The sequence below is a fragment of the Delftia sp. 11MD genome, from assembly GCF_050907895.1.
Taxonomy (GTDB): domain Bacteria; phylum Pseudomonadota; class Gammaproteobacteria; order Burkholderiales; family Burkholderiaceae_C; genus Comamonas; species Comamonas tsuruhatensis.
Genome location: NZ_CP194333.1, coordinates 2473941 through 2497266, shown reverse-complemented (window position 1 = coordinate 2497266; position 23326 = coordinate 2473941). Strand labels below are relative to the sequence as shown.

20 protein-coding genes and 2 pseudogenes are annotated in these 23326 nt (G+C 64.1%); 3 read left to right on the top strand and 19 right to left on the bottom strand.

The annotated features are described in order from the left end of the window. Positions 1-19 precede the first annotated feature (19 nt). Entirely contained in the window at positions 20-373 is a 354-nt protein-coding gene (locus ACRSCF_RS11270; protein ID WP_244388048.1) for a hypothetical protein, read from the bottom strand. Positions 374-505: 132 nt separating this feature from the next. Further along, entirely contained in the window at positions 506-1120 is a 615-nt protein-coding gene (locus ACRSCF_RS11265) for a TetR/AcrR family transcriptional regulator (RefSeq protein WP_016450638.1), read from the bottom strand. Between the two features lie 766 nt (positions 1121-1886). On the opposite strand from ACRSCF_RS11265, the gene ACRSCF_RS11260 reads away from it, so the two are divergent. Further along, positions 1887-2165, top strand: coding sequence for an H-NS family nucleoid-associated regulatory protein (locus ACRSCF_RS11260; protein WP_016450637.1), 279 nt, complete (start codon positions 1887-1889; stop codon positions 2163-2165). A gap of 66 nt (positions 2166-2231) precedes the next feature. Here the strand turns inward: ACRSCF_RS11260 and ACRSCF_RS11255 are convergent, their stop codons facing one another. The 7 genes from ACRSCF_RS11255 to ACRSCF_RS11225 form a co-directional block, all read right to left on the bottom strand. Then, positions 2232-2636, bottom strand: a complete 405-nt coding sequence (locus ACRSCF_RS11255) for a RidA family protein (RefSeq protein WP_016450636.1) — start codon at positions 2634-2636, stop codon at positions 2232-2234. A 4-nt stretch (positions 2637-2640) separates the two neighbouring features. Beyond that, complete coding sequence (locus ACRSCF_RS11250; protein ID WP_244388047.1) at positions 2641-3093, bottom strand: acyl-CoA thioesterase; 453 nt, start codon at positions 3091-3093, stop codon at positions 2641-2643. 9 nt (positions 3094-3102) lie between these two features. Further along, the gene (locus ACRSCF_RS11245; protein ID WP_432675776.1) at positions 3103-4743 is read right to left on the bottom strand and encodes an AMP-binding protein; all 1641 of its coding nucleotides are present in this window, start codon (positions 4741-4743) and stop codon (positions 3103-3105) included. Positions 4744-4784: 41 nt separating this feature from the next. Beyond that, a complete protein-coding gene (locus ACRSCF_RS11240; RefSeq protein WP_016450633.1) occupies positions 4785-5954 on the bottom strand; it encodes an acyl-CoA dehydrogenase family protein in 1170 nt (389 codons plus the stop codon). Positions 5955-5956: 2 nt separating this feature from the next. After that, on the bottom strand, positions 5957-6814 hold the full coding sequence (locus ACRSCF_RS11235) for an enoyl-CoA hydratase family protein (RefSeq protein ID WP_034368082.1): 858 nt from the start codon (positions 6812-6814) through the stop codon (positions 5957-5959). 42 nt (positions 6815-6856) lie between these two features. Continuing rightward, entirely contained in the window at positions 6857-7660 is an 804-nt protein-coding gene (locus tag ACRSCF_RS11230; RefSeq protein ID WP_046240937.1) for an SDR family NAD(P)-dependent oxidoreductase, read from the bottom strand. A 159-nt stretch (positions 7661-7819) separates the two neighbouring features. Beyond that, the gene (locus ACRSCF_RS11225; protein WP_244388046.1) at positions 7820-10168 is read right to left on the bottom strand and encodes a bifunctional salicylyl-CoA 5-hydroxylase/oxidoreductase; all 2349 of its coding nucleotides are present in this window, start codon (positions 10166-10168) and stop codon (positions 7820-7822) included. 180 nt (positions 10169-10348) lie between these two features. On the opposite strand from ACRSCF_RS11225, the gene ACRSCF_RS11220 reads away from it, so the two are divergent. Then, positions 10349-10567 carry a DUF7661 family protein gene (locus ACRSCF_RS11220; protein WP_016450629.1) on the top strand — a complete coding sequence of 73 codons (219 nt, stop codon included), beginning with the start codon at positions 10349-10351 and terminating at the stop codon, positions 10565-10567. 59 nt (positions 10568-10626) lie between these two features. After that, the gene (locus tag ACRSCF_RS11215; RefSeq protein ID WP_016450628.1) at positions 10627-11373 is read left to right on the top strand and encodes a hypothetical protein; all 747 of its coding nucleotides are present in this window, start codon (positions 10627-10629) and stop codon (positions 11371-11373) included. A 19-nt stretch (positions 11374-11392) separates the two neighbouring features. Here the strand turns inward: ACRSCF_RS11215 and ACRSCF_RS11210 are convergent, their stop codons facing one another. The 10 genes and pseudogenes from ACRSCF_RS11210 to ACRSCF_RS11165 all read right to left on the bottom strand — a co-directional run bounded on the left by ACRSCF_RS11210 (position 11393) and on the right by ACRSCF_RS11165 (position 23324). Continuing rightward, positions 11393-11794, bottom strand: a complete 402-nt coding sequence (locus ACRSCF_RS11210) for a hypothetical protein (protein ID WP_034368079.1) — start codon at positions 11792-11794, stop codon at positions 11393-11395. Positions 11795-11968: 174 nt separating this feature from the next. Beyond that, a complete protein-coding gene (locus ACRSCF_RS11205) occupies positions 11969-12373 on the bottom strand; it encodes an SCO4402 family protein (protein WP_034368076.1) in 405 nt (134 codons plus the stop codon). 125 nt (positions 12374-12498) lie between these two features. Next, on the bottom strand, positions 12499-12924 hold the full coding sequence (locus tag ACRSCF_RS11200; protein WP_244388045.1) for a DUF6896 domain-containing protein: 426 nt from the start codon (positions 12922-12924) through the stop codon (positions 12499-12501). A 366-nt stretch (positions 12925-13290) separates the two neighbouring features. After that, the gene (locus ACRSCF_RS11195; RefSeq protein ID WP_432675771.1) at positions 13291-13608 is read right to left on the bottom strand and encodes a hypothetical protein; all 318 of its coding nucleotides are present in this window, start codon (positions 13606-13608) and stop codon (positions 13291-13293) included. Next, positions 13605-13982, bottom strand: a pseudogene (locus tag ACRSCF_RS11190) (DUF6973 domain-containing protein); the annotation flags it as partial. The pseudogene ACRSCF_RS11190 and the gene ACRSCF_RS11195, both read right to left, overlap by 4 nt. Before the next feature lie 45 nt (positions 13983-14027). Further along, positions 14028-18180, bottom strand: a pseudogene (locus ACRSCF_RS11185) (RHS repeat-associated core domain-containing protein); the annotation flags it as partial. A gap of 87 nt (positions 18181-18267) precedes the next feature. Further along, on the bottom strand, positions 18268-20622 hold the full coding sequence (gene tssI / locus ACRSCF_RS11180; RefSeq protein ID WP_432675182.1) for a type VI secretion system tip protein TssI/VgrG: 2355 nt from the start codon (positions 20620-20622) through the stop codon (positions 18268-18270). A 235-nt stretch (positions 20623-20857) separates the two neighbouring features. After that, positions 20858-21571, bottom strand: coding sequence for an ABC transporter ATP-binding protein (locus tag ACRSCF_RS11175; RefSeq protein WP_013801790.1), 714 nt, complete (start codon positions 21569-21571; stop codon positions 20858-20860). Further along, complete coding sequence (locus ACRSCF_RS11170) at positions 21571-22365, bottom strand: ABC transporter ATP-binding protein (protein ID WP_034367654.1); 795 nt, start codon at positions 22363-22365, stop codon at positions 21571-21573. Before ACRSCF_RS11170 ends, ACRSCF_RS11175 begins: the two co-directional genes overlap by 1 nt. Next, positions 22362-23324, bottom strand: coding sequence for a branched-chain amino acid ABC transporter permease (locus ACRSCF_RS11165; RefSeq protein WP_070080314.1), 963 nt, complete (start codon positions 23322-23324; stop codon positions 22362-22364). Before ACRSCF_RS11165 ends, ACRSCF_RS11170 begins: the two co-directional genes overlap by 4 nt. Positions 23325-23326 lie beyond the last annotated feature (2 nt).

The window sequence follows — 23326 nt, the reverse complement described above, 5'->3', positions numbered from 1 at the left end:
GAGAAAAGTGCTTGCGGATTCAGCGCGGCGGGTCGCGCGATGCAAAGGCCCAGCGGTTCTGCGAGGGGATGGCGCCGCCCACGGTGCGCGGCGGCACCCTCTCAGGCGGTGCGGCCACGGCCAGCGGCAGGCCGAAGTGCGGCAGCCAGGCCGCCGCATGCGGTGCATGGCCCATGCACCAGACGCAGACGGCTTCCGCGGCTTCCGTCTTTTCATCGGCCGGCGCCTTGTCCTCGCAGCCGTTCAGGCCGGCAAACGCCTGGCCGGGCGCTGCCGCCGCCTGCCGGATATGCGTTGCGCCATGCCGGGGCATGCCAATGGCCGTGTTGAAGAACACGGCCAGCAATAGCAGGCGCAAAACAAGCAGACGCATAAGACGGCGATCTTACTATTGACAATTCAATATCGTTAACTATCCGCCGGCATTTTCAGCATGGGCCCCGGAGACAGCGCGGCAATATGGCACAGGCATGTGACAGCCGACTGGCGATTTCCCGCATTGTGCCTATTGATCTGCGGGCCCCACGCCCCGGAAGAACATGTCGCAGATCTGGTCCGCCACCTTCTCCAGCGAGCCCTTGCGGGGGTTGAACCAGGACTGTATGGAGTTGATGCTGCCCAGGATCATGATGCGCGCCAGGTGGATGTCGGCATCGGCCCGCAGGCGGCCTTCGGCGCGCAGGTCTTCGAGCAGGCCGCTCCAGAATTTCTGGTGGCGCTCGCGGCGCTTGATCTGGCGTTCGCGCACCTTGTCGGGCAACTGGCCCAGCAGGCGGCCGTGGGCCAGGGCGAAGTCCCCATGCTTGATCAGGCCCGCCATCTGGCCCAGCACGGCTGCGCGGAAACGCTGCTCGGCCGTGGCGTCGGCGCCCAGCGCGGCAAGGCGCTCCTGCTGCTGGCTGATGATGCGGTTGCCGCCCTGCTCCATGACCTCGTCCACCAGCTCCTCCTTGGAGGCGAAGTGGTAGTAGATGCTGGCGGCCTCGATCCCGGACTGCTCGGCAATGTTGCGCATGGTGGTGGCAGAGTAGCCCTGCTCACCGAAGGTGCGGGCGGCCAGCTTGAGAAGGGTCTCGCGGGTCTCGTTGCCGTCGTGGGCACTGGTCTGCCTTCTTGCCATGTCTGCCAGGGTGTGGATCGTTGTAGTGCGGCGATCCTAACAGGCTGTTGGTGGCACGCCAATCAAGCGTTCGGTACGCGCCCGCTGCCTGGCGGGCATGGCCGGGCCGCGAAACTGCGCCTGAAGAATCAGCCCCAAAGGCATTCCCGGGACTGCAATGGCCTGGCAATCAACGGCTCATGAATTTACGCGATATCGGCGGAAGATATTTCAAACCACGGCCAGGAATTCAATCCTCGCAATACAAAAAATCTATCCAGCCAATCGACAAGACAAATGAAACAACGCGTGTTAATCGCAAGATTAAATAGCAGAATCGAATCACATGTAATTTATTTTATAAATCGATAAATAAAATCGATTGATGAAAAAAAATCAACACCCGCAACCGGTTCTGAAATGGGAACTTGTACGATCACCTCGTCGCGGCTGCCCAGGAAAAGCATGCCAGCACGCCCTCTCCAGAGGAGGAAGCGCCAACCACAATGCTCTGCAAATGTAACAAAGACGCAACAGCTTTTGTAAAGTGGCGGTTATCAAGATGCTGCTGGATATAATGCGGATCGCCTCGGAATATGCCCAGGCATGAGAAGAAGCTGTCTACACCCCATAGAACGCTCACATCATCAGTATTTATACTTACGGTGATATCTTCATCCCCCACTGCACATGCACCAACCTTGACCATTGCGTAAAGAGTTCCGGGTCGTTGTTCTTGCTGCGCAGTTTTCGACAAATAGCCGCACTTAGAAATTCTTCTATCAAGATGACTACATACCAAGAGCTGATTGCCCAGAAAAAACTGCTCGACCAGCAAATCGACGAGGCCCGCAAGCTGGAGTCCAAAGCGGCTCTGGCATCGGTGCAGGAACTGGTCCGGGAGTTTGGCTTCACGGCACAGCAGGTCTTCCCCTGGAAGCCCGATGGCAAGAAGAGCGCCCCCGCCAAGTACCAGGACCCCGAGTCCGGCAAGACCTGGACCGGCCGCGGCAAGCCGCCGAACTGGATCCTGGGCAAGGACCGCACCCTGTTCGAAATCAAGTGAGTCCCTGCCGCGCGTGGGCCCGCCCGCACGGCGGCGCACATGCGCGGGCACATGCTCAGAGGTGCGTCATGCAGGCACCACCGCCGTGACCTCGATCTCCACCTTGGCCCGGTCTTCCACCAGATCCGCCACCTCCACCGCCGTCATGGCGGGGAAATGCCGCCCGATCAGCTCGCGGTAGTGCTTTCCAATGGCCGGATAGGCCGCCACGTATTCCTGCTTGTCGGTCACATACCAGGTCATGCGCACGATGTGCTCGGGCCTGGCGCCGCCTTCGGCGAGGATGGCGACGATATTGGCCAGCGCCTGCCGCACCTGTCCGGCAAAGTCGTCCGTCTCGAATTGCTGCTGGCCGTTCCAGCCAATCTGCCCGCCGACAAACACCAGCCGGGAGCCGACCGTCATTTCGGTGAGGATGCCATTGGCATAGCCTCGGGGCGCCAGCCAGTCCGGGGGTTGCAGAGTCTTCATTGCTTCATCCTGTTCTCGTTGAATCCGTAAAACCGTCCTGCGGCACCAGATAGGCCTGCAGGCGCTCGCGCAGATCGGCCGGCAGTGGCGCGGCCTTCATGCTGCGCAAATCCATGGTGACGATGGTCATGCGCGCAGACAGCCGTCGCTGGCCGTCCGGCCCCTCGAAACGCACATCGAACTGGAACGACGCCCCGCCGATGCGGCGCACCTCCAATACCTGGCGCAGCGTGTCGTGCCAGCGGCTGGGCGCCGTGAAATCGCATTGCACCGACACCGTGGGCGTGCCCACCTGGCGCTGTACATGCAGGGTGTGGAATGGCAGGCCCATTCCCCTGTCGAACCATTCCTCGACCAGGTCGTTGACCATTTCGAAATAGCGCGGGTAAAAGACGATGCCGGCCGGATCGCAATGGCGAAACAGCACCTGCACCTGGCTGACGAAGGCGGAGGCCATGGCGCGCGCTCACGGCATCTTGCGCAGCACGAAGCGCTGCAGCTTGCCGGTCTCGGTGCGCGGCAGGGCCGGCACGAAGACAATGGCGCGCGGGTACTTGTAGGGCGCAATGCTGGCCTTGACGAAGGCCTGCAGCGTGGCCGCCATGTCGTCGCCGGCCGCAAAGCCGGGCTTGAGCACCACAAAGGCCTTGACCACCTGGCCGCGCTCGTCGTCGGGTGCGCCGATCACGCCGCATTCGGCCACGACCTCGTGGCGCAGCAGCGCGTCCTCCACCTCGGGGCCGGCGATGTTGTAGCCGGCCGAGATGATCATGTCGTCATTGCGCGCCTGGTAGAACAGATAGCCGTCGGCATCACGCACAAAGGTATCGCCGGGCAGGTTCCAGCCGTTTTGCACAAAGCGCTTCTGGCGCTCGTCGGCAAGATACCGGCAGCCGGTCGGCCCCTTGATGGCCAGGCGGCCGGGCGTGCCGTCGGGCACGGGCTGCATGTCGTCGTCCACCACCTGGGCCACATAGCCGGGCACGACCTTGCCGATGGCGCCCGCGCGCACCTCCTCGGGCGGGCTGGACACGAAGACGTGGATGAGCTCGGTGCCGCCGATGCCGTCGATCATCTCGATGCCCGTGGCCTGCTTCCACAGCTGGCGCGTGGCGTCCGGCAGGGCCTCGCCCGCCGACACGCTTTTCCTGAGCGACGACAGATCGAAGCGCGCTGCCTGCGCCGCCATCTGCCGGTAGAAGGTGGGTGCGGTGAAGACGATGGTGGCGCGGAAATCCTGCACCAGCTGCAGCAGCCCTTCGGGCGTGAGCTTTTCGGCCAGCACGGTGCTGGCGCCCACGCGCAGCGGAAAGCACAGCAGCCCGCCCAGGCCAAAGGTGAAGGCCAGCGGCGGCGTGCCGCAGAAGATGTCGTCCGGGCCCGGCCGGATCACATGGCGCGGGAACAGGTCGCACATGGCCAGCACGTCGCGGTGGAAATGCATGCAGCCCTTGGGCGCGCCCGTGGTGCCGCTGGTGAAGGCGATGAGGCAGACATCGTCTGCCGCCGTGTCGCAGCAGGCGAAGGTGTCGGGCTTGGCTGCGGCCAGGGCGTCCAGCGCATCGGCTGCGCCATCGTTGAAATACAGCACGCGCGAGAGGTCAGGGCAATGGTGTTCATGGCCGGGCTGCAGGCACAGCTGCACCTCGTCCTTGAGGCGCACATCGCACAGCACGGCCTGCACCTGGGCCTTGGCGATGATCTGCTGCAGCTCCTTGGCACGCAGCAGCGGCATGGTGGGCACCGTCACCAGCCCGGCCTTGATGGCGGCCAGCCAGGACGCGGCCATCATGGCGTTGTTGGGGCCGCGCAGCAGCAGCCGGTTGCCGGGCACCAGCTGCAGGTCTTCCACCAGCACATGGGCGATGCGGTTGGTCAGCGCCTGCAGTTCGGCATAGGTCATGGCGGCCTGGTCCGCGCCCTGCCTCCAGCGCAGGGCCACGCGGCCGCCCTGGCCGCGCGCCACCATGGCATCGACCAGTTCGGCCGCGCAGTTCAGGCGTTCGGGATAGGCCACGTCCGGCCCGTCGAGCAGGAACTCGGGCCATTGGTCAGGCGGCGGCAGGTTGTCCCGGGCGAAAGTATCGATGTGGGCGGAGGCTTGCATGCGATGTTCCCTGGCTTTGCGTTGAATGGGCAGCCTGCCGCTCAGGCCTTGAGCAGCTCGCGCGCGATGATGAGTTTTTGCACCTCGGTCGCGCCCTCGTAGATGCGCAGCGCGCGGATTTCGCGGTACAGCGTCTCCACCGGCATGCCCGAGACCACGCCCGCCCCGCCGAACATCTGCAGCGCACGGTCGATCACGGCCTGGGCCGATTCAGTGGCCGTCATCTTGGCCATGGCCGCCTCGCGCGTGGTGCGCGTCTTCTTCACATCGCGCATCCAGGCAGCGCGGTAGGTCAGCAGGGCCGATGCGTCGATGGCCGTGTCCATGTCGCCCAGCGCGGCCTGGGTCAGTTGCAGGTCGCCCAGGGTCTGCCCGAACATGCGGCGCGACTTCGCGCGTGCCAGGCCTTCGTCCAGCGCGCGGCGCGCAAAGCCCAGTGCGGCGGCGGCCACCGAGGCGCGGAAGATGTCCAGCGTCATCATGGCCAGCTTGAAGCCCTGCCCCGGCTCGCCCAGGCGCTGCGACACGGGTATGCGGCAGTTGTCGAAACGGATGGTGGCCAGCGGGTGCGGCGCAATCAGTTCGATGCGCTCGCCAATGGAGAAACCCGGCGTGTCCGCATCGACAACGAAGGCGCTGATGCCGCGCGCCCCCGGCGCCTCGCCCGTGCGGGCGAACACGCAGTAGAAGTCGGCAATGCCGCCGTTGGAGATCCAGGTCTTGGCACCGTTGAGCACATAGTGGTCGCCTTCGAGCCGCGCCTCGCAGGCCATGGCGGCCACGTCGGAGCCGGCATCGGGCTCGGACAGCGCAAAGGCCGCAATGGCCTCGCCACGCGCCACGCGCGGCAGGTAGCGCTGGCGCAGCGCTTCCGACCCCATGAGCGATATCGCACCGCTGCCCAGTCCCTGCATGGCAAAGGCGAAGTCGGCCAGGCCTTCATGGCGGGCCAGGGTCTCGCGCAGGATGCAGACCGCACGCGAGTCCACCTCGGGCAAGGCCCCGCCCCAGGCGCCGCCGGGGCCGGACGGCACGGCATAGCGCAGCCAGCCGGCCTGGCCCAGGGCCTTCACCAGTTGGCGGCAGGCTGCATCGGCATCGTGGTGGTCCACATCGCCCAGGGATTGGGCGCACCAGGCATCGGCCTCATGCGCCAGCGTGCGGTGGGCGTCGTCGAAGAAAGGCCAGTCCAGCCAGGAGGAATCACGCATTTTCAGTTTCCTTCGAAGACGGGCTTTTGCTTGGCCACGAAGGCCTCGTAGGCGCGGTGGAAGTCGCGCGTCTGCATGCAGATGGCCTGGGCCTCGGCTTCGGCCTCGATGGCCTCGTCCACGCCCATGTTCCATTCCTGGTGCAGCAGCTTCTTGGTCACGCCATGGGCAAAGGTGGGGCCGGCGGCCAGCTGGGCGGCCAGCGCGTGGGCGGCTTCGCCGATCTGCTCGGGGCTGTGCAATGCATTGAAGAAGCCCCAGGCAGCGCCCTCCTCGGCCGTCATGGCGCGGCCCGTGTACAGCAGCTCGGAGGCGCGGCCCTGGCCGATCATGCGCGGCAGCAGCGTGCAGGCGCCCATGTCGGCACCGGCCAGGCCTACGCGGGTGAAGAGAAACGCCGTGCGCGCCGCGGGCGTGCCCAGGCGCATGTCGGCCGCCAGCGCGACCATGGCGCCCGCGCCCGCGCAGATGCCGTCCACGGCCGCCACGATGGGCTGCGGGCAGGCGCGCATGGCCTTGATCAGGTCGCCCGTCATGCGCGTGAAGTCCAGCAGCTCGGGCATGCTCATCTTGGTGAGCGGGCCGATGATCTCGTGCACATCGCCGCCCGAGCAGAAATTGCCGCCCGCGCCCGTGACCACCACGGCCTTGATGTCGGTGGCATAGACCAGGGCGCGGAACAGGTCTCGCAGCTCGGCATAGGAGCCGAAGGTCAGCGGGTTCTTGCGCTCGGGCCGGTTCAGGATGATGGTGCCGATCTTGCCGTCGGCCGATACCTGCCACACAAATGTCCTGGCCTCGTAGCCGGCCAGGGGGCGCTTGTGGTGCTTCATGCTGTGTTCTTCGGGCTGGGTGCTCATGGTGTCTCCATCAAGAATTCAGAAAACGGGGGTGGACCGGGTTCAGCCGGTCATCACCTCGCCGCCATCGACGGCAATGGACTGGCCGTTGACCGAGGCGGACGCCGGCAGGGCCAGCCAGGCCACGGTCTCGGCCACTTCCTCGGGCTGGACCAGGCGGCCCTGCGGGTTGCGCTCGGCCAGCCTGGCACGGGCCTCATCCGCCGTCATGCCGGTCTTGTCCACGATGTTGGCCACGGCGCCGCGCACGATGTCGGTCTCGGTGTAGCCGGGGCAGACGGCGTTCACCGTCACGCCCTTGCCTGCGGTCTCCAGCGCCAGCGAGCGCGTGAGGCCGATCACGCCATGCTTGGCCGCGCAATAGGCGCTGACATAGGCATAGCCGATCAGCCCTGCCGTGCTGGCCACATTGATGATGCGGCCCCAGCGCGCAGCCAGCATGCCCGGCAGCGCGGCCTGCATGCAGTGGAAGGTGCCTGTGAGATTGACGGCCAGCATCGCCTGCCACAGTGCGGCATCGGTGCGCTCGAACTTCTGGCTACTGGCCTGGCCCGCGTTGTTGACCAGCACCTGCACGGGGCCGAAGGCCGCCTCGGCCTGCGCGAAGGCCTGGCGCACCGAGGCCTCGTCGGCAATATCCGCCTGCACGGACTGCACCATCTGTGCTGCCGGTGCCGTGCCGCCCAGCTCGCGCACGGCAGCCTCCAGCGCCGCACCATCGCGTCCCAGCAGCGTGACCCGCGCGCCGCGCGCCAGCAGCGCCCGCGCGCAGGCCAGGCCTATGCCGCGCGCCCCGCCCGTCACCAGGGCATGGCGCCCTTCAAGAAGATTCAAAGATATGGTCATTTCAATCACCCGTGGCGATGCGAGCCACCCGCAACCTATGAAACCGGCGCGCCACACAGCGAGGGACGCCGAGGAAGGGCCGCCCCGCACCGACGGTGTCGTCCCCCTCCCGCGAAGCGAGAGAGGGGGAAGGCGCGAAGCGACTCAGGGGGTGTAGTTTCATTTCGCGTCCAACTGCGCCATGGCGACGGCGCGTTCGAAGTTGGTTTCCAACTGGCGCTTGCCGGGCTGGTACTGCGGCGGCCAGTCCACATCATGGGCGCCCAGGCGTGCGGCCTCGCGCAGCGTCCAGGCGGCATCGGCCAGGTGCGGACGCGCCAGCGCGCACAGGTCGGCCCGGCCCGAGGCGATGATGGCGTTGGCATGGTCGGCCTCGAAGATGGCGCCCACGGCAATGGTCGGTATGCCGGCCTCGTTGCGCACGCGGTCGGCAAACGGCGTCTGGTACATGCGGCCGTACACCGGCTTCTGGTCGGGGCTGACCTGGCCCGAGGAGCAGTCGATCATGTCGGCGCCCGCCGCCTTGAAGCGGCGTGCGATCTCCACCGCATCGTCGGGCGTGATGCCGCCCTCCACCCAGTCATGGGCCGAGATGCGCACCGACATGGGCTTGTCCTGCGGCCAGGCTGCACGCACCGCCTTGAACACCTCCAGCGGAAAGCGCAGGCGGTTGTCCAGGCTGCCGCCATATTCGTCATCGCGCCGGTTGGTCAGCGGCGAGATGAAGCTGGACAGCAGATAGCCGTGCGCGCAGTGCAGCTCCAGCCAGTCAAAGCCCGCTGCCGCAGCGCGCCGCGTGGCGGCCACGAAGTCCTCGCGCACGCGGTCCATGTCGGCGCGGGTCATGGCGCGGGGCACTTGCGAGAGTCCCTCGATATAGGGCAGGGCCGATGCCGACAGCAGCGGCCAGTTGCCCTGCTCCAGCGGATGGTCGATCTGCTGCCAGCCCAGTTGGGTGGAACCCTTGCGGCCCGCATGCCCCAGCTGCATACCAATGTGCGCCCCGCCCTGCGCGTGCACAAAATCAACGATGCGCCCAAAGGCCTGCGCCTGCTCGTCGTTCCACAGCCCGGGGCAGCCGGGCGTGATGCGCGCGTCGGGCGAGGTGCAGGTCATCTCCACCATCACCAGGCCCGCGCCGCCCATGGCGCGCGCGCCCAGGTGCACCAGGTGGAAGTCGCCAGGCACGCCGTCGGTGCAGGAATACATGGCCATGGGCGAGACCACGATGCGGTTCTTCAGCCGCAGGCCGCGCGCCTGGTAGGGCGTGAGCATGGGCATGGGCGGGCGGCGGCCTTCGGGCACGGTCTCGCCCGCATGCTCGGCAATCCAGCGCTCGAAGCCCTGCAGCCAGGCGGCATCGCGCAGGCGCAGGTTCTCGTGCGAGATGCGCTGCGAGCGCGTCAGCAGCGAATAGGCGAACTGCTCCGGCTCCAGGCCCGCATAGCGCTCCACGTTCTCGAACCATTCCGTGGAATTGCGCGCCGCGTTCTGGATCTTGAGCACCTCCACGCTACGCACCTCCTCGTAGTGGCGCAGGCCGGCCTCGATGCCCCCCGCAGACCGCAGGCTGCGCGCCAGCTCGATCGCATCCTCCAGCGCCAGCTTGGTGCCCGAGCCAATCGAGAAATGCGCCGTGTGCGCCGCATCGCCCATCAGCACCACGGGCACGCTGCGCGGGCCGCGCAGCGTGTCCAGCGCATTCCAGTGCACCCAGGTATTGCAGATCACGCGCGGAAAGCGGATCCAGATGGCCGAGCCGCGCAGGTGCGTGGCATTGCTGACCAGGGCATGGCCGTCCAGCCAGGGGGCGAACAGTTTTTCGCAATAGGCAATGCCCTCTTCCTGGCTCATCTGCTCTATGCCGGCGGCCTGCCAGGTCTCCTCGGGCGTCTCCACGATGAAGGTGGACATGCCGTCTTCATAGCGGTAGGCATGGGCCTGGAACCAGCCGTGCTCGGTCTGCACGAAGGCGAAGGTGAAGGCATCGAACACCTTGGTCGTGCCCAGCCACACGAAGCGGCAGCGGCGCTGGTCGATATCGGGCCGAAAGGTATCGGCATAGCGCGTGCGCACCTGGCTGTTGATGCCGTCCGAGGCGATGACCAGGTCTGCGTCGTACTCGCGCGCCATCGCCTGGTCGTCCTGCACGAAGTTCTCGAACACCAGCTTCACGCCCACGTCCTCGCAGCGCGCCTGCAGGATGTTGAGCAGCTTCTTGCGGCCTATGCCGATGAAGCCATGGCCGCTGCTGCGCAGGCTTCGGCCCTTGAAGTGGATGTCGATATCGTCCCAGTGGTTGAAGGCGTCACCAATGGTGCGGGCCGACACCGGATCGGCCTCGCGCAGGTTGTCCATGGTGGCGTCCGAGAACACCACGCCCCAGCCAAAGGTGTCGTAGGGCCGGTTGCGCTCCACCACCGTGACCTCGTTGGCGGGGTCCTGCAGCTTCATCAGCAGGCCGAAGTACAGGCCGGCGGGACCTCCACCGATACAGACGATCTTCATACCGCAAACCCTTTTCTCGCAGGGCGGCAGGCGCCCCAGGTTCAGCAACAGTGCCCAATCACTTTAGGCCTGAATAGTTTAGGTTTGAAATATATGGACAAACCGCCACCACGGACATGGGGAGAACACGGATATGCCACCGGCTCCCGTTACGATGCCCGCTCACCAGGAGACACCCGCTTGGAAAAATACCGCTTCAATGTCTTTGGCCGCATCATCGCCATCGAACGGGCAGACGCCCACTGGCGCTGCTTCAACGTGGGCGCGGACGGCAAGCGTGCCCCTGCCCTGCTGGCCATCCCCGCCGACGTGACCCACGCCGAACTGGCCCAGTACCTGTACGACATCTATCACGAGAGCGCAGCCGCATCGGACCAGGACATCTTCGAGATCACCTGACACCCGGCCCGCAGCGCCCCCCGCATTCCCAACCCCCTCTATCCGCCAAGGAGCCCCTCTTGTCCCAGCCAACCGAAGTCCGCGAACTGAAGCCGGGCCTCACCCCCTTCCCCGCCGCCGCCGACATCTTCGTGGCCGACCAGCCCTGGCTGGCAGAGCACCTGCTGCCGCTGATCTCCATCGACCTGGGCCTGGTGCGGCCCGAACTGGCCGGCACCGTGGTCCACATGCTGTGCCCCGTCGAGCCCTTCGAGGGCTGCATAGGCGATGAGACCGAAGCCCACCACAACGCCTTCACCGCCCCCAACTGGTTTGCGCTGGAACTGACGCCCGACAACCGCTACCGCTTCCTGGGCAACGAAGGCTTCTTCCAGCGCGCGCCGCAGCATGGCGGCCAGTTCACCAAGGACGCCTACGCCTGCGAGCACACCGACGAAATGCTGGCCAGCCACGCCAAGGCCAGTGCCTACTACGCCCAGCATGGCCGACTGGCCAGCTACTCGCGCTACGGCAAGGGCGAGCCCGTGGAGCAGGACTACCTGGACAGCCTGGGCGGCGGCATCTGGTACGGCAACTGGACCAGCCACCCGCCCATTCCCCCGGCCTTTCAGCTGGACGAGGCGGAGAACGCCGGCATGGGCGATGAACTGGAAGACGACGGCATCCGCATCACGCGCGACGGCAAGCCCTTCTTCCACGTGGCCAACGTGGCCGGCTACAACTGGTGCGCCACGGGCGCGGACAGCATCCTGCTGTTCTACGAGCCGGAAAGCCGCACGGCGCTGTTCACCTTCGACTGGACCTGAGCCGGCCGAGCAGCGCCGCTCAGACGCGGCCCTGCTCGGGCGTGACGATCAGATGCGCCAGCAGCGGCCGGATGCGATCGTCCTGGTAGTAGCCGCCGTACTCCGTGTAGCGCAGAAAGGCGGCATTGCAATGGTGGCAGCGCCAGAGCGTGCAGCGGTTGTACGGGTGCCAGCCCAGGGCGATGGGAGCATCCGGCGACCACTGGTTCGTGCCCTGTGGGTGGTATTCATCAAGCAATTCCCGTGTCTCCGGCGTGCCCAGCGCACCAACCTGCTGCAGATGCGAAGTCTTGTCCGCACCCGACAAGGACTCCCAGCCCGGCCTCCACAGCACAGCGCAGTCCGTGCATCGCTGCTGCTCGGCCGCCGCCGCGGCGAAGGCTCTCAATTCGGGTTCAGGAAGGGGGGTTGAAGTTGTCATGGAACGGTGCCTTGGTTTCCATGGATTGTCCGGCAGGTTTGGGGGCGGGCTACCAGTGGAAAACATCTTGCTGTTCCACGAACCGGGAAACGGTACGGTAGTCTTCACCACCGACTGGACATCACGATCAGCCATGGTCTTGCCCCGGCTAGTCGGCTGGCAGGCATGCCCGTGTCAATCCAGCGGCTCGGGGCAGCCAGCGGCGTGGCGCCCCTCCAGACAATCGAACGCCCTTTCGGCACAGGCCACCACTCTCGTCCATTCGCCAACTTGCATGTAGAAGCTTTCCGGCATGTCCGTGCCGTACGCCTCAAAGACGGCATTGATGGCATCCACCAACTGCCCCATCAGTGATGCCTCCTGCCCATCGAGAAGAATTTCACCGATCGCCATACGAGCATCACTGCCAAGATCCGTATCGTCAAAAATGAAATGTATGGCCAAATCAAGATGGTCGTATTGAACGTCTGCAGGAAAGTCCTGATTCACCCAGGCTTTCATCTGATACTTCAAATCCTTGAGTTTCCTCAAATATCCGAGCAATTCCATTCTCATTTCAGGATATTTCAAGCGAGGCATCTCAATATCTTCCTATCCTGTTACCCGCCGATTGTGAGTAGCCCTGGAGCTTGTTATGCATTTATAAAATCAATAAGATTTTATCCCCTTTATTAACTAGATTAACAATTAAATTAATGACAGCATTAAGATGAAAATAACTTATAATACCCCGTCGGCAGCACCTTCACGATCTCTCCTGTAGATTCCAAATAAATCAAGGCTGATTTAATTGCATCATCAGCATATTGGTTTTTGAAATTAAATCCAATCGATTCAAAATAGAAGAATAATCTATTTGCGCTAAAAAAATCTCCATTCGACAGGAAATAATCATTTATATCAATAACCGCACCTTCATGAGAGAACTCATAACCACATCCATGCTTTTTAAATTCCCACTTATTCATCTCCTCATCAAAAACAAATCCGCTGCGAGGAAGAAATTCTATATTTGATAGCTTCACAAGATCACTATGGGTTCTCATGAAAGAAAGATGTAGAATCTCCTGTTTTTCTACATATTTTTTTATGCCAAAAGCAATATTTTTGATAAGGGAATAATCTACCACAATCAATACCTTGTTCTATTTGAACGAGCAACGGCGGCGTCTTAAGCGTGCCCCCAGCAGCCGCATCGCCTTGTGGATGCCCTGCGGGTTGTATTACTGCAGCGCATTGCTCCAGGGATACAGCTTGGCTGGCCCTCGCCGGTCCGTCAGGGCTATTGGTGTGCCCGAGTGGCCGCAATGGCAGTGGTAGTGGTGGATAGCGCTGTTACCGGCCTGCTGAAATGTTATAGATCGACGTGCACACCCACCTTTGCATAGATGCAATATCAAAAGTCTCGCTTAACTGCATGAGTGCATTAGCCAAGAAAAATCTATGCCACTTGGCAATAGTCTTTATCCCACGAAATATTAAATCATGGTAATATTTTATTTACCAAAACACCCATATTTACCCATCGAATTATTTATCACCATTTCTTCACCAGAAGAAATTATTTCTTTATTTTTTAAAAAGAAATAAGTAAAAATTCCGTCATCCATTGATTCTTTATATTTCATATTATCTTTTACATTATTTGAATATTTCTTCAAATCCTCAATAATAAATAATTTGGGTGTATATGGCGGAAATATGCAAACAAAATCGTAATCTCTATTTATATAATAACTAAAATCATCTTTTTTAAAGAAATACCAACTCAATATTATTGAAATAATAATAATTGCTGTTAATTTAATTTTCATGGAATTTGCCAATCTTGGCTTGTGGTGAGCGCGCCAGAATCTTTATCTATAAACCATAGACTGCCATCATCAAGACTATCTTGGCATTTATTTTCACAGTCATTTTTTGTTTTTGAAGATAGCGAGCAATTTCTGCCTTTTTGATTGTTGTGCAAATCCATTATTTCCTCCTTTTTTGCTTGACCTGCTTTTGTTCCATACTCCTCGTGAGTATCGCCAACAGATTTCGCCTGGTCTACCCCCATCCTTAAGCTCATAATGCAAGACCAATAACAATGACGGAATGCATCGCCCTTTCCATTGTGCAACTCATTTCTTGGAAATTTTCTCTGAGCTGTAGACAGGGCATCTTTATTATCAGATCTTGTACTAAGAGCATCCCATGGCCCGATATTCCATATATGACTCAGCTCTTCCATCAAACCTAGTGGATCTATGCCTTTGTTTGGATTTTTGACATAAATATTCTTATTGACCCCACCTGCCAACCCAATCGGATCCTGATTCACATAACTCCCCACCACCGGATCGTAATACCGATGCCGGTTGTAATACAGCCCCGTTTCCCTGTCATGGTGCTGCCCTGGCAGCCGGATCGCCTGGTGGATGCCTTGCGGGTTGTACTCCTGCAGCACATTGCCCCAAGGGTCCAGCTTGGCCGCCCAGGTGACTAGCCCCCGTTGGTCGGTCAGGGCCATGGGCGTGCCCAGATGGTCGCAGTGGTAGTGGTGGATGGCGATGCGGGCGTGCTGTTCTTTTTCCTGTTTCTGCAGTTGGGTCTGCATGCCGGTGAGCAGGCGGGCCGTGCCCTCGGCCTGTTCGCCCAGCATGGCCTGGGCGCCGGACGGCAGGCCGTGGTCCAGGGTGTGGCGCAGGTGGCGGGCCGCGTCTTGCTGCATGTCGCGCGGCATGGCGTCGAGCATGGTTTGCATCAGGGCCAGGGCCGGCGTGTGGTTGGGGTCGTCCTGGTCGGGCAGGCCTGCGGCGATGGCTTGCACCAGCAGGTGGGGCTCGTCTTGGGGTCGCCGCTGGCCGTGGTGCTCAGGCGCACCAGGGGCGTGAAGCTGCCGGGTTCGTAGATGGTGTGTTCTATGTGGCGCGTGTCATCGCCATGCTGCAGGCGCTCGGTGTGGATGAGGCGGTCGCCGTCCCAGCCGTAGTAGTGGGTGCGGGTGCCGGCGGGGTTGGTGCTGCTGTCTGCGCTTTCCACTTGCTGCTTGAGCCTGCGGCCCAGGGCGTCGTAGGTGTAGCGGCTGTGGTGGCGCAACTGCTCGGCGTTGCCCTGGATCTGGCTGCTGCGCACGGCGATGAGCTGGTGTGCTCCGTCGTAGTGCAGTTGCTGCTGGCTGTGGTCTGCATGCATTTGCGCGATGCGGTTGCCGCAGGGGTCGTAGCGCCAGACGCGGTCTTCGCTGAAGCCGATGCGGTTGTCTTCCCAGCGCTGCACGGGGCCTTGCCGCTGGCCTGCAAGGTGGCCCAGGCCCATGAGGTTGAAGTCGGTGTGCCGCCAGTGGGCGTGGACCTGGGCGGCCCAGCTGTCCTGGGTGTTCGTCTGGCCCGGTGCACCGGGTGCACCGAGTGCTGGCAGGCGGTTGCCGGCAGGGTCGATCTGCCAGCGGGCGGTGGTCTGGGGTCCTGGCTGTCGGTGGCCGCTCTGAGGCGCCCGGCGCTGTCGTAGCCGTAGCGCAGCAGTTGTGCGGCCTGGCCCGGGGCGCCGGCCTGTTCGATGGCAACGAGCTGGCCCAGGCTGTCGTAGTGGTAGCGGCGGCCAAGGATCTGGCCGATGAGGGGCTGGACGAGGTGTTCCCTGCCTTCCATGCTTTGCAGGCCTGTGGTGCCCAGGGCCGTGAGGCGGCCCATGCTGTCCCATTGGCGTTGCACCTGCAGGGGGTGGTGTGCGTCTGCATCTGCTTCTGCATCTGCTGCGGGAGTGGGTGGGTGCAGGCTGCGGCGGACTTCGCGGTGCAGGGCGTCGCGTTCGAAGTCGATGAGGCCGGCGCCGTTGAGCTGCAGTCCGTGCACATGGCCTGAGCCGTAGGTGAGCCAGGCGATCTCTCCCAGGCCTTGCAGCTGGCTGTGCTGGCGTGCGCCCAGCGCATCCAGACTGTGGGCGATGCGGTGTTCGTATTCGATCTGGTCTGCGCCGCCGCCCCCGTTGCTGTGCTTGCCGGGCCGGTACAGCTGCTGCACTTCTGCGGTGATGCGGCCCAGGGCATCGCGTTCCAGTGCTATGCGGCTTTGCAGTTGGATGGTGTTCTCTGCGGTGTGCTGCCAGACGCTGGCGGCCATGAGGCGTCCGGCCGCATCCCATTCGTAGCGGTGGGTCTGGGCCGGCGCATGGGCCGTGGCGGGCAGCTGGCGTTCGACCAATCTGCCGCCTTCGTCCCAGCGGTAGTGGCTGCTGCTTTGCCGTGCAGCGTTGCCGTCCGTGGCTTCCATGAGCTGGCCTGCCGCATCCCAGCGGTAGCGCTGCAGCCGCTGGTCAAACCCTTCTTCCTGCACGAGCCGGTCCAGCGCGTCCCAGGCAAAGCGGCTTTGGGCTCCGTTTTCGTTGACGAGACGCGTGAGGCGGCCAGCGCTGTCGTATTCGAAGGCCAGGGTGAGGCCGCCATGTGTTCGCTGGACCAGCCTGCCCCAGAGGTCGTAGCGCAGGTGGATGCTGGGGTCGGCGGCCGGTGCAGCAGGGCTTTGTCCCCCCATGAGAGGGGTGAGCGGGGGTTGGGCCGGTTCGATGCGCGTGAGGTGGCCTGCGCTGTCGTAGTGGTAGCGCTCGATCTGGCCGTTGGGCAGTTCGCTGGCCACGATGCGGCCCTGGCCGTCGCGCTGGTGGCGTTGGCGCTGGCCCAGGGCGTTGCCCACTTCGATGAGCGCACCCCAGCGGTCGTAGTGGTAGTGCGTGCTGTGGCCCGAGCAGTCGGTGTAGCTGAGCAGTTGGCCCGCATCGCTCCAGGCCAGCTGTTTGCTGCCGCCCTGGGCGTCTTCGATGCGCCGGGGGCTGTCGCAGGTGAGCGGCGCTTCCTGGGGGTCGGGGTAGTGGTAGCGCTCGGTGCTGCCGTCGGCCTGGGTGATCTGGGTGAGACGGCCCCAGGCGTCGTATTGGTAGCCGGTGGTGGCCCCTGCCGTGTCGGTGGTGCTGAGCAGGCGGCCCGTGGCATCGTCATGCTCCTGCTGGGTGCTGCGCCCGTCGGGCAGTTGCACGCCGATGAGCCGGCCCTGGCCGTCGCGCCTGAGGTGGACGCTGCGGCCCAGCGGGTCGGTGCGAGAGGCCAGGCGGCCGAAGCTGTCGTAGCTTTGCAGCCAGCGGCTGCCGTCGGCCTTGTGGTGGGCGATGAGGCGCGACAGGCCCGCTGTGCCTTCGAAGTAGTAGGTCTCGATGCGATCCAGGCTGTCGCTGACGCGGGTGGCCGCGCGCGGCTGGCCGTCCGGGCCCGGCGGTTGGCTGAGGTAGTCGAAGCGGTAGGACAGCCCTTCCTGGTTGCTGTGTTCGATGACGCGGGCGCCGGGCTGGGCGCTCTCGTAGCGGTAGCGGTGCCAGGGTCCGCTGGCATGGCGGTGGGCGCTGATGCGGTGGTGGTCCCATTCGAATTCGCGCACGAGCTGGCCTGCGCGGTCGTGGACGGTGATGAGGTCGCCTGCGCTGCTGTAGCCGTAGCGCACGAGCGTGATGGGAGCGATGGGGGTGGACACGGGATGCAACGGGTCCTGCGTGAGGTCGACCCCGATGAGGCGCCAGCCATCGTCGGCGCCCCACAGTCCGTTCAGGCCCTGCGCGTCCTTGCCGCCGTGGATGCGCTGGTGCAGCAGGCGGTAGCGCCGGCCTGTGCCGTCGCTCAGGGAGACCAGGCGGCCTGCGGGCAGCGGTTCCGGACTGCCGTTGACGTCCGGGGCCGTGGTCTTGCCGTCGCTGTAGTGGTAGAGCTGGCGGCGTCCGAAGCGGTCGATCTGGGCCATGAGGCGCCAGGGGCCATCGACCGACTCACCGGGCGGGGGGCCAAAGCCCCAGAGGGTGTCGCCATCGCCGCTGAAGGCCAGGATGGCCTCGGGATTGCACGCCAGCGCCGCCTCCACATGCGACCAGCGCGGGTTCGCAGCCCAGGGCGCTGTGCCGCCGTCCGGCTCCGGGCTGCCGCCGCGCAGCAGCCAGATGTCTTCGCTGGCACTGTGCAGCTGGCCGCCCGGGGCCAGAGGCTGGTCGAAGGTGATGACGCGGCCGCTGGCGTCCAGCAGCAAGGTGGCCTCTTCCTGCAGGCGGATGCTGAGCTCCTGCAGCAGGTGCCAGCCATGGCCCAGCAGCCCGCAGGCCGCGCCGTGCTCGGGGTTGACGTAGCTGCTGTACTGGCGCTGCCAGGCCACGGGCAGCGCAGCCGATGGCAGGGCGAAGTCCAGGTCTTGTGCGCCCAGCAGGACCTTGGCGCCGAGCTGGGGGTTGACGGGGGAGCTGACGGTGATGCCGCCCGGGCAGACGGAGCAGGCCAGGCCCCCCTGGCTGCCGATGAGCACGGTGCGCGAGCCGGTGACGATCTTGCCCTTGACGACGCTGTCGGTGATGCGGGCTGCGGGTTGGCCACTCATGCGAGGCTGCTCCTGGAGAGGTGAGAGAGAACGGGACGGCGGATGCGGAAGATGCGGGGAATGCAGGGGCTGCAGGACATGCGGGCCTCAGCAGTTGAGCCGGTCCATGGGCGAGAGGATCTGGATGTCGCCGGGCGTGATGCGGATGGTGCTTTTGCCGCAGGTCAGCAGGATTTCCTGCTGGGCTTCGAGCCGGATCTTGGCGGCATTGAGCTGGATGCTTTGCCCATCCATGGTGAGCTGCGAGGCCTTGCCACCTCCGCCTGCGCCACCACCACCGCCGCCATCGCCCCCACCGGGCGCCGTGATGTTCATGGCCATGCCGCCACCGGCGCCACCTCCCGCGCCACTGCCACCTCCGCCTCCTCCTCCCACGGTCAGCGAGTACTGCGAGCCCACTTCGGTGCTTTGCTTGCTGCCGACCTTGACCTGGCGCTCCTGCCCCACGGTGAGGCTCTGGTTCATGCCCACATGGGTCTGCATGGCCACGCCGATGTTTTCCATGTAGTTGACGCCGATGTTCATCATCTTCATCCCACCCACGTTCTGCATGTAGGCCATGCCTATGGTCTGGGTCTTGAGCAGGCCGACCGTGACGTGCCAGTTCTGGCCTATCTTGTCGGTCTCGGTCTTGCCGATGGTCTTGCTGCGGTTCTTGCCGATGGAGATGTTCTCGTCGATGCCAACGTCTTCATTGCGGTTGTCGCCGATGCTGATCTTCTCGTTATGGTCCACCCGCTCCGTGCGGTTGTTGTGCACGGTGATGGTCTCGTCACGGTCCACGGTCTCGGTGCGGTCGCGGTGGATGACGCTGGTCTCGTCCCGGTCGATGGTCTTGCGCCGGTCGTTGCCCACCCATTTGTCCTCGTCGTTCTCGACCTCGGTGAGCTGGTCCTTTTGCGCATGCAGCCACAGCTGTTCTTGCCCGGCCTTGTCCTCGAAGCGGATGGCGTTGGCGTCGCCCGGGCCGTTCTTCATGCCCGCGCCTGCGGCACCGCCCTTGCTCGATCGGGTCTTGATGCCCGATTGCGTGGCGTTGGCCGGCAGCGCCCAGGGCGGCATGTTGGCCGCGTTGTAGACGCAGCCCGTGACGATGGGATAGTCCGGGTCGCCGTTGAGAAAGTCCACCACCACCTCGTGCCCTATGCGGGGGATCGAGATGGCGCCAAAGCCCGGGCCGGCCCAGTTGGTGGCCACGCGGATCCAGCAGCTGGAGTTCTGGTCCTTGCTGCCCAGCCGGTCCCAGTGGAACTGCACCTTGATGCGGCCGTATTCGTCGGTCCAGATTTCTTCTCCGGCCGGACCCACGACGACGGCGGTCTGCGGGCCCGTGGTGCGCGGCTTGGGCGTGGTGCGCGGCGGCGTGAAGGCCAGGCTGGTGGGCTGGGCCTGCAGTTCGTAGCGCTGGAAGGAGCCGTCTTCGGCGGCGCTGCCCTTGGCGCCCGGGGCGACGGCACTGACGCGGGGATTCTCCTTGAGGTGGTAGCTCAGGCCCGTGATCAGGTACTGCCGGTTCTGGTCGCCGCGCGGGTAGTTGTAGAGGCTGAAGGTGTAGCCCGTGGCCAGCGCCCGGTGGCAGGACTGGCCCCGCACCCGGCTGCGGCCCGTGAGGCCTTGCTTCAGGCGCACGCGGATGTAGGCATCTCCGTCGCCGTACTCCGTGTAGCCGCCCGGCCATTCGTAGGTTTCATGGCCGTCGTGCGCATGGCCCGGTGGATCGCGGCGCATGTGGGAAAGTTCGGCCCGGGGCTTTTTGAAGTCGTAGTCGTCGATGTAATGGCGGCCCGGCTTGATTTCCTGCTCCAGCTGCCAGGCGTGGATGTTTTCCTGGTCGCCTGCGGCGGCTTTTTCCGGGGGATAGAAGGGAATGGATTCGCCGCCGGGCAATGCGCCGTGCGAGGCAATGATGTCGTCGCACAGCACCAGGGTGTGCCGGCCCGATGCGTGCTCGAAGAAATAGTAGATGCCTTCGTGCTCCATCAATCGCGAGACGAAGTCGCAATCGCTTTCGTTGTATTGCACGCAGTAATCCCAACTGCGATAGGCGCGCGTGAGTTTCCTTTGCATTGGATGGCCATAGACGCCCAATACCTGCTCGATGATGTCGGGCACGTTGAGGTTCTGGAAGATGCGAAAGTCGCTCTTGCGCGTGGCCAGCCACAGCCAGGGACTCAGCCGCGCCTTGTAGGCGTAGTGGCGATGGTCCTGGCCCTGCATGCCGAAGCGGGTGACGATGCCGTCGATGAAGCGCCTGCCGCCGCCCTGGGTTTCTATTTCTATGGTGGCGTTTTTGCCCAATAGGGCCTTGGGATCGATGCTTTCGTTTTCGCTGAGCATTTCCACATCAAGGCTGAAGAGCTGGCTGATGTTTTCCTGGCCGCGCAATTCACGGAAATGCAGTTCATCGCCCAATGGCGTATGGATGGTGACTCGGCGTGTCATTGTATGAACCGCCCTGGGGGCGGCCTCCCGTCTCTTGGTGAGCGGGGATCATAGACAAGCCGATGGCTATAGGGCAATCAAATGCAGGGTCAGATACATCCTGTAAATGTAAGCAATTTCCCATCTTGGATACAGGCATGTATTTGAATGGCATGCCACCCATTGATCTTCAATGCCATTCAACCCTCCATCGCGCCTTGAATTTCGCCTTGAACTGCGAACGCATTGCGCGTGCTCACACTCCCAAATACCGTTCCCACAGCGCTCTGTCCCCATCCAGCGCGGCCGAGTCTCCGCTCCACACGACCTTGCCGCGCTCCAGAATGAGGTGGCGGTCGGCCAGGCCCAGCAGGCGCTCCACGTATTTGTCGATGACCAGGATGGTCTGGCCAGCGGCGCGCAGCTGGGCCAGGCAGGACCAGATCTCTTCGCGGATGCGGGGGGCCAGACCCTCGGTGGCTTCGTCCAGGATGAGCAGGCGCGGGTTGGTGACCAGGGCGCGGCCTATGGCCAGCATTTGCTGTTCACCGCCCGACAGTTGGTTGCCCATGTTGGAGGCGCGCTCGCCCAGGCGGGGGAACAGGGCGAACACGCGCTCGGGCGTCCAGGGCTCGGCCGCGCCGGGGCTGCCCGAATTGCGATGGGCCACAAAGGCCGTCAGGTGCTCGCGCACCGTGAGGTTGGGAAAGCACTGGCGGCCTTCGGGCACGATGGCCACGCCGGCGCGGGCGATGCGGTCGGTGGCCCAGCCGGCGATGTCCTGCCCGGCAAACACCATGCGGCCAGCGCGCAGCGGCAGCTGGCCCAGCAGCGTGCGAAGCAGCGTGGTCTTGCCCATGCCGTTGCGGCCCAGCAGGGTGACGACCTGGCCTGCCTCGATGCGCAGGTCCACGCCGAACAGCACCTGGCTGGGTCCGTAGCCGCTTTGCACGGCCTGCATTTCGAGCATCACGCGCCCTCCTTCACTTCTTCGTCTCCCAGGTAGGCCTGGCGCACATCGGCGTTGCCACGTATCTCGTCGGGCATGCCGGTGGCGATGATGCGGCCGTAGACCAGCACGGAGATGCGGTCGGCCAGGCGGAACACGGCCTGCATGTCGTGCTCCACCAGCAGCATGGCGGCGCGGCCGCGCAGGGATTCGATCAGCTCGGTCAGGCGCAGTGTTTCATCAGGCCCCATGCCGGCCATGGGTTCGTCCAGCAGCAGCACGCCGGGCCGCGCGGCCAGGGCCAGCGCGAACTCCAGCTTGCGCTGCTCGCCATGCGGCAGCGTGCCTGCGGGGCGCTGCAGCAGGCTGGCGCCAATGGCGCATTCGCGCGCCAGCTCGCGCGCCTGCTCGTAGAGCGCAGCCTCGGCCGCGCGCGGGCGCCAGAAGCGGAAACTGCTGCCGGCATGCGCCTGCACGGCCAGCACCAGGTTGTCCAGCACGCTGGACTGCTTGAAGATGTTGGTGATCTGGAACGACCGCGACAGCCCCGCCGCCACGCGCTGGTGGGCGTTGAGTGCGCTCACGTCGCGCCCGGCCAGTGCCAGGGTGCCGGCGTCGGCCGCCAGCGTGCCCGACAGCAGATGGATGAGCGTGGACTTGCCCGCGCCATTGGGGCCGATCAGCGCATGGATCTCGCCAGGCGCCAGCGACAGCGAGACATGGTCGGTGGCCAGCAGCGCGCCAAAGCGGCGCACCAGGCCCTTGGCCTCCAGGGCCGGGGTGGGGATGGAGATAGGTGTGGCCGCGCCGCTCATGCCTGCCTCCCGCGTGCGGACCACAGGCCCGTCAGGCCGCGTGGCGCGCCGAACACCACGCACAGCAGCAGCAGGCCCAGCGGCAGGTGCCAGTACTCGGTCCACATGCGAAGCACTTCCTCCAGCGTCAGCATGACGACGGCGCCGGCCACGCCGCCCCAGCGCAGGCCCACGCCACCGACCAGCACCATGATCAGCAGGTTGGCCGACTGGGTCCAGTGCATGAGGCTGGGCGAGATGAACAGGTTGTGGTTGGCCAGCAGCGCGCCCGCCAGCCCCGCCACCGCGCCGCTGAGAACGAAGGCCACGAGCTTCAGGCGGTAGACCGGGTAGCCCAGCGACTCCATGCGCGACTCGTTCTCGCGCACGCCCTGCAGCGCCTTGCCGAAGCGCGAATCCACCAGCCGGCCGAACAAGGCCATCAGCACCGCGAACAGCGCCAGCACCACGTAGTAGAAAGAAACGTCGTGGCCCAGGTCCAGCCCGGGCAGCACGGAATGGCCGGGCAGGTTCAGCCCGTCCTCGCCGCCGTACTGGCGCAGCGAGATGAAGATATAGAACAGCATCTGCGCAAAGGCCAGCGTGATCATGATGAAGTACACGCCGCGCGTGCGCAGCGACACGGCGCCCGTGGCGGCGGCCAGCAGCCCGGCCAGCAGCGCGGCGGCAGGCCAGGCGACCAGGGCCGAGGTCACACCGTTCATGGCCAGGATGCCCACCGCATAGGCCCCCGCACCGAAGAAGGCCGCGTGCCCCAGGGCCACCATGCCGCCATAGCCCAGGATGAGGTTCAGGCTGGTGGCGGCCAGCGCGTAGATCAGCACGCGGCGCACGAAGGAGATGTAGAAGTCCAGCCCCAGTGCAGGCGCCACCAGCGGGAACACCGCCAGCGCCAGCAGCGCGAGTACGGTCCAGAAGAACCGGGCTTGGAACCTGCCTTGCAATGTGCTGTGTTCCATGC

What these genes read in the sequence shown, in the direction of transcription:
- ACRSCF_RS11270 (WP_244388048.1), bottom strand. Translation starts at nt 373, where the DNA reads ATGCGTCTGCTTGTTTTGCGCCTGCTATTGCTGGCCGTGTTCTTCAAC.
- ACRSCF_RS11265 (WP_016450638.1), bottom strand. Translation starts at nt 1,120, where the DNA reads ATGGCAAGAAGGCAGACCAGTGCCCACGACGGCAACGAGACCCGCGAG.
- ACRSCF_RS11260 (WP_016450637.1), top strand. Translation starts at nt 1,887, where the DNA reads ATGACTACATACCAAGAGCTGATTGCCCAGAAAAAACTGCTCGACCAG.
- ACRSCF_RS11255 (WP_016450636.1), bottom strand. Translation starts at nt 2,636, where the DNA reads ATGAAGACTCTGCAACCCCCGGACTGGCTGGCGCCCCGAGGCTATGCC.
- ACRSCF_RS11250 (WP_244388047.1), bottom strand. Translation starts at nt 3,093, where the DNA reads ATGGCCTCCGCCTTCGTCAGCCAGGTGCAGGTGCTGTTTCGCCATTGC.
- ACRSCF_RS11245 (WP_432675776.1), bottom strand. Translation starts at nt 4,743, where the DNA reads ATGCAAGCCTCCGCCCACATCGATACTTTCGCCCGGGACAACCTGCCG.
- ACRSCF_RS11240 (WP_016450633.1), bottom strand. Translation starts at nt 5,954, where the DNA reads ATGCGTGATTCCTCCTGGCTGGACTGGCCTTTCTTCGACGACGCCCAC.
- ACRSCF_RS11235 (WP_034368082.1), bottom strand. Translation starts at nt 6,814, where the DNA reads ATGAGCACCCAGCCCGAAGAACACAGCATGAAGCACCACAAGCGCCCC.
- ACRSCF_RS11230 (WP_046240937.1), bottom strand. Translation starts at nt 7,660, where the DNA reads ATGACCATATCTTTGAATCTTCTTGAAGGGCGCCATGCCCTGGTGACG.
- ACRSCF_RS11225 (WP_244388046.1), bottom strand. Translation starts at nt 10,168, where the DNA reads ATGAAGATCGTCTGTATCGGTGGAGGTCCCGCCGGCCTGTACTTCGGC.
- ACRSCF_RS11210 (WP_034368079.1), bottom strand. Translation starts at nt 11,794, where the DNA reads ATGACAACTTCAACCCCCCTTCCTGAACCCGAATTGAGAGCCTTCGCC.
- ACRSCF_RS11205 (WP_034368076.1), bottom strand. Translation starts at nt 12,373, where the DNA reads ATGCCTCGCTTGAAATATCCTGAAATGAGAATGGAATTGCTCGGATAT.
- ACRSCF_RS11195 (WP_432675771.1), bottom strand. Translation starts at nt 13,608, where the DNA reads ATGAAAATTAAATTAACAGCAATTATTATTATTTCAATAATATTGAGT.
- tssI (WP_432675182.1), bottom strand. Translation starts at nt 20,622, where the DNA reads ATGACACGCCGAGTCACCATCCATACGCCATTGGGCGATGAACTGCAT.
- ACRSCF_RS11175 (WP_013801790.1), bottom strand. Translation starts at nt 21,571, where the DNA reads ATGCTCGAAATGCAGGCCGTGCAAAGCGGCTACGGACCCAGCCAGGTG.
- ACRSCF_RS11170 (WP_034367654.1), bottom strand. Translation starts at nt 22,365, where the DNA reads ATGAGCGGCGCGGCCACACCTATCTCCATCCCCACCCCGGCCCTGGAG.
- ACRSCF_RS11165 (WP_070080314.1), bottom strand. Translation starts at nt 23,324, where the DNA reads ATGGAACACAGCACATTGCAAGGCAGGTTCCAAGCCCGGTTCTTCTGG.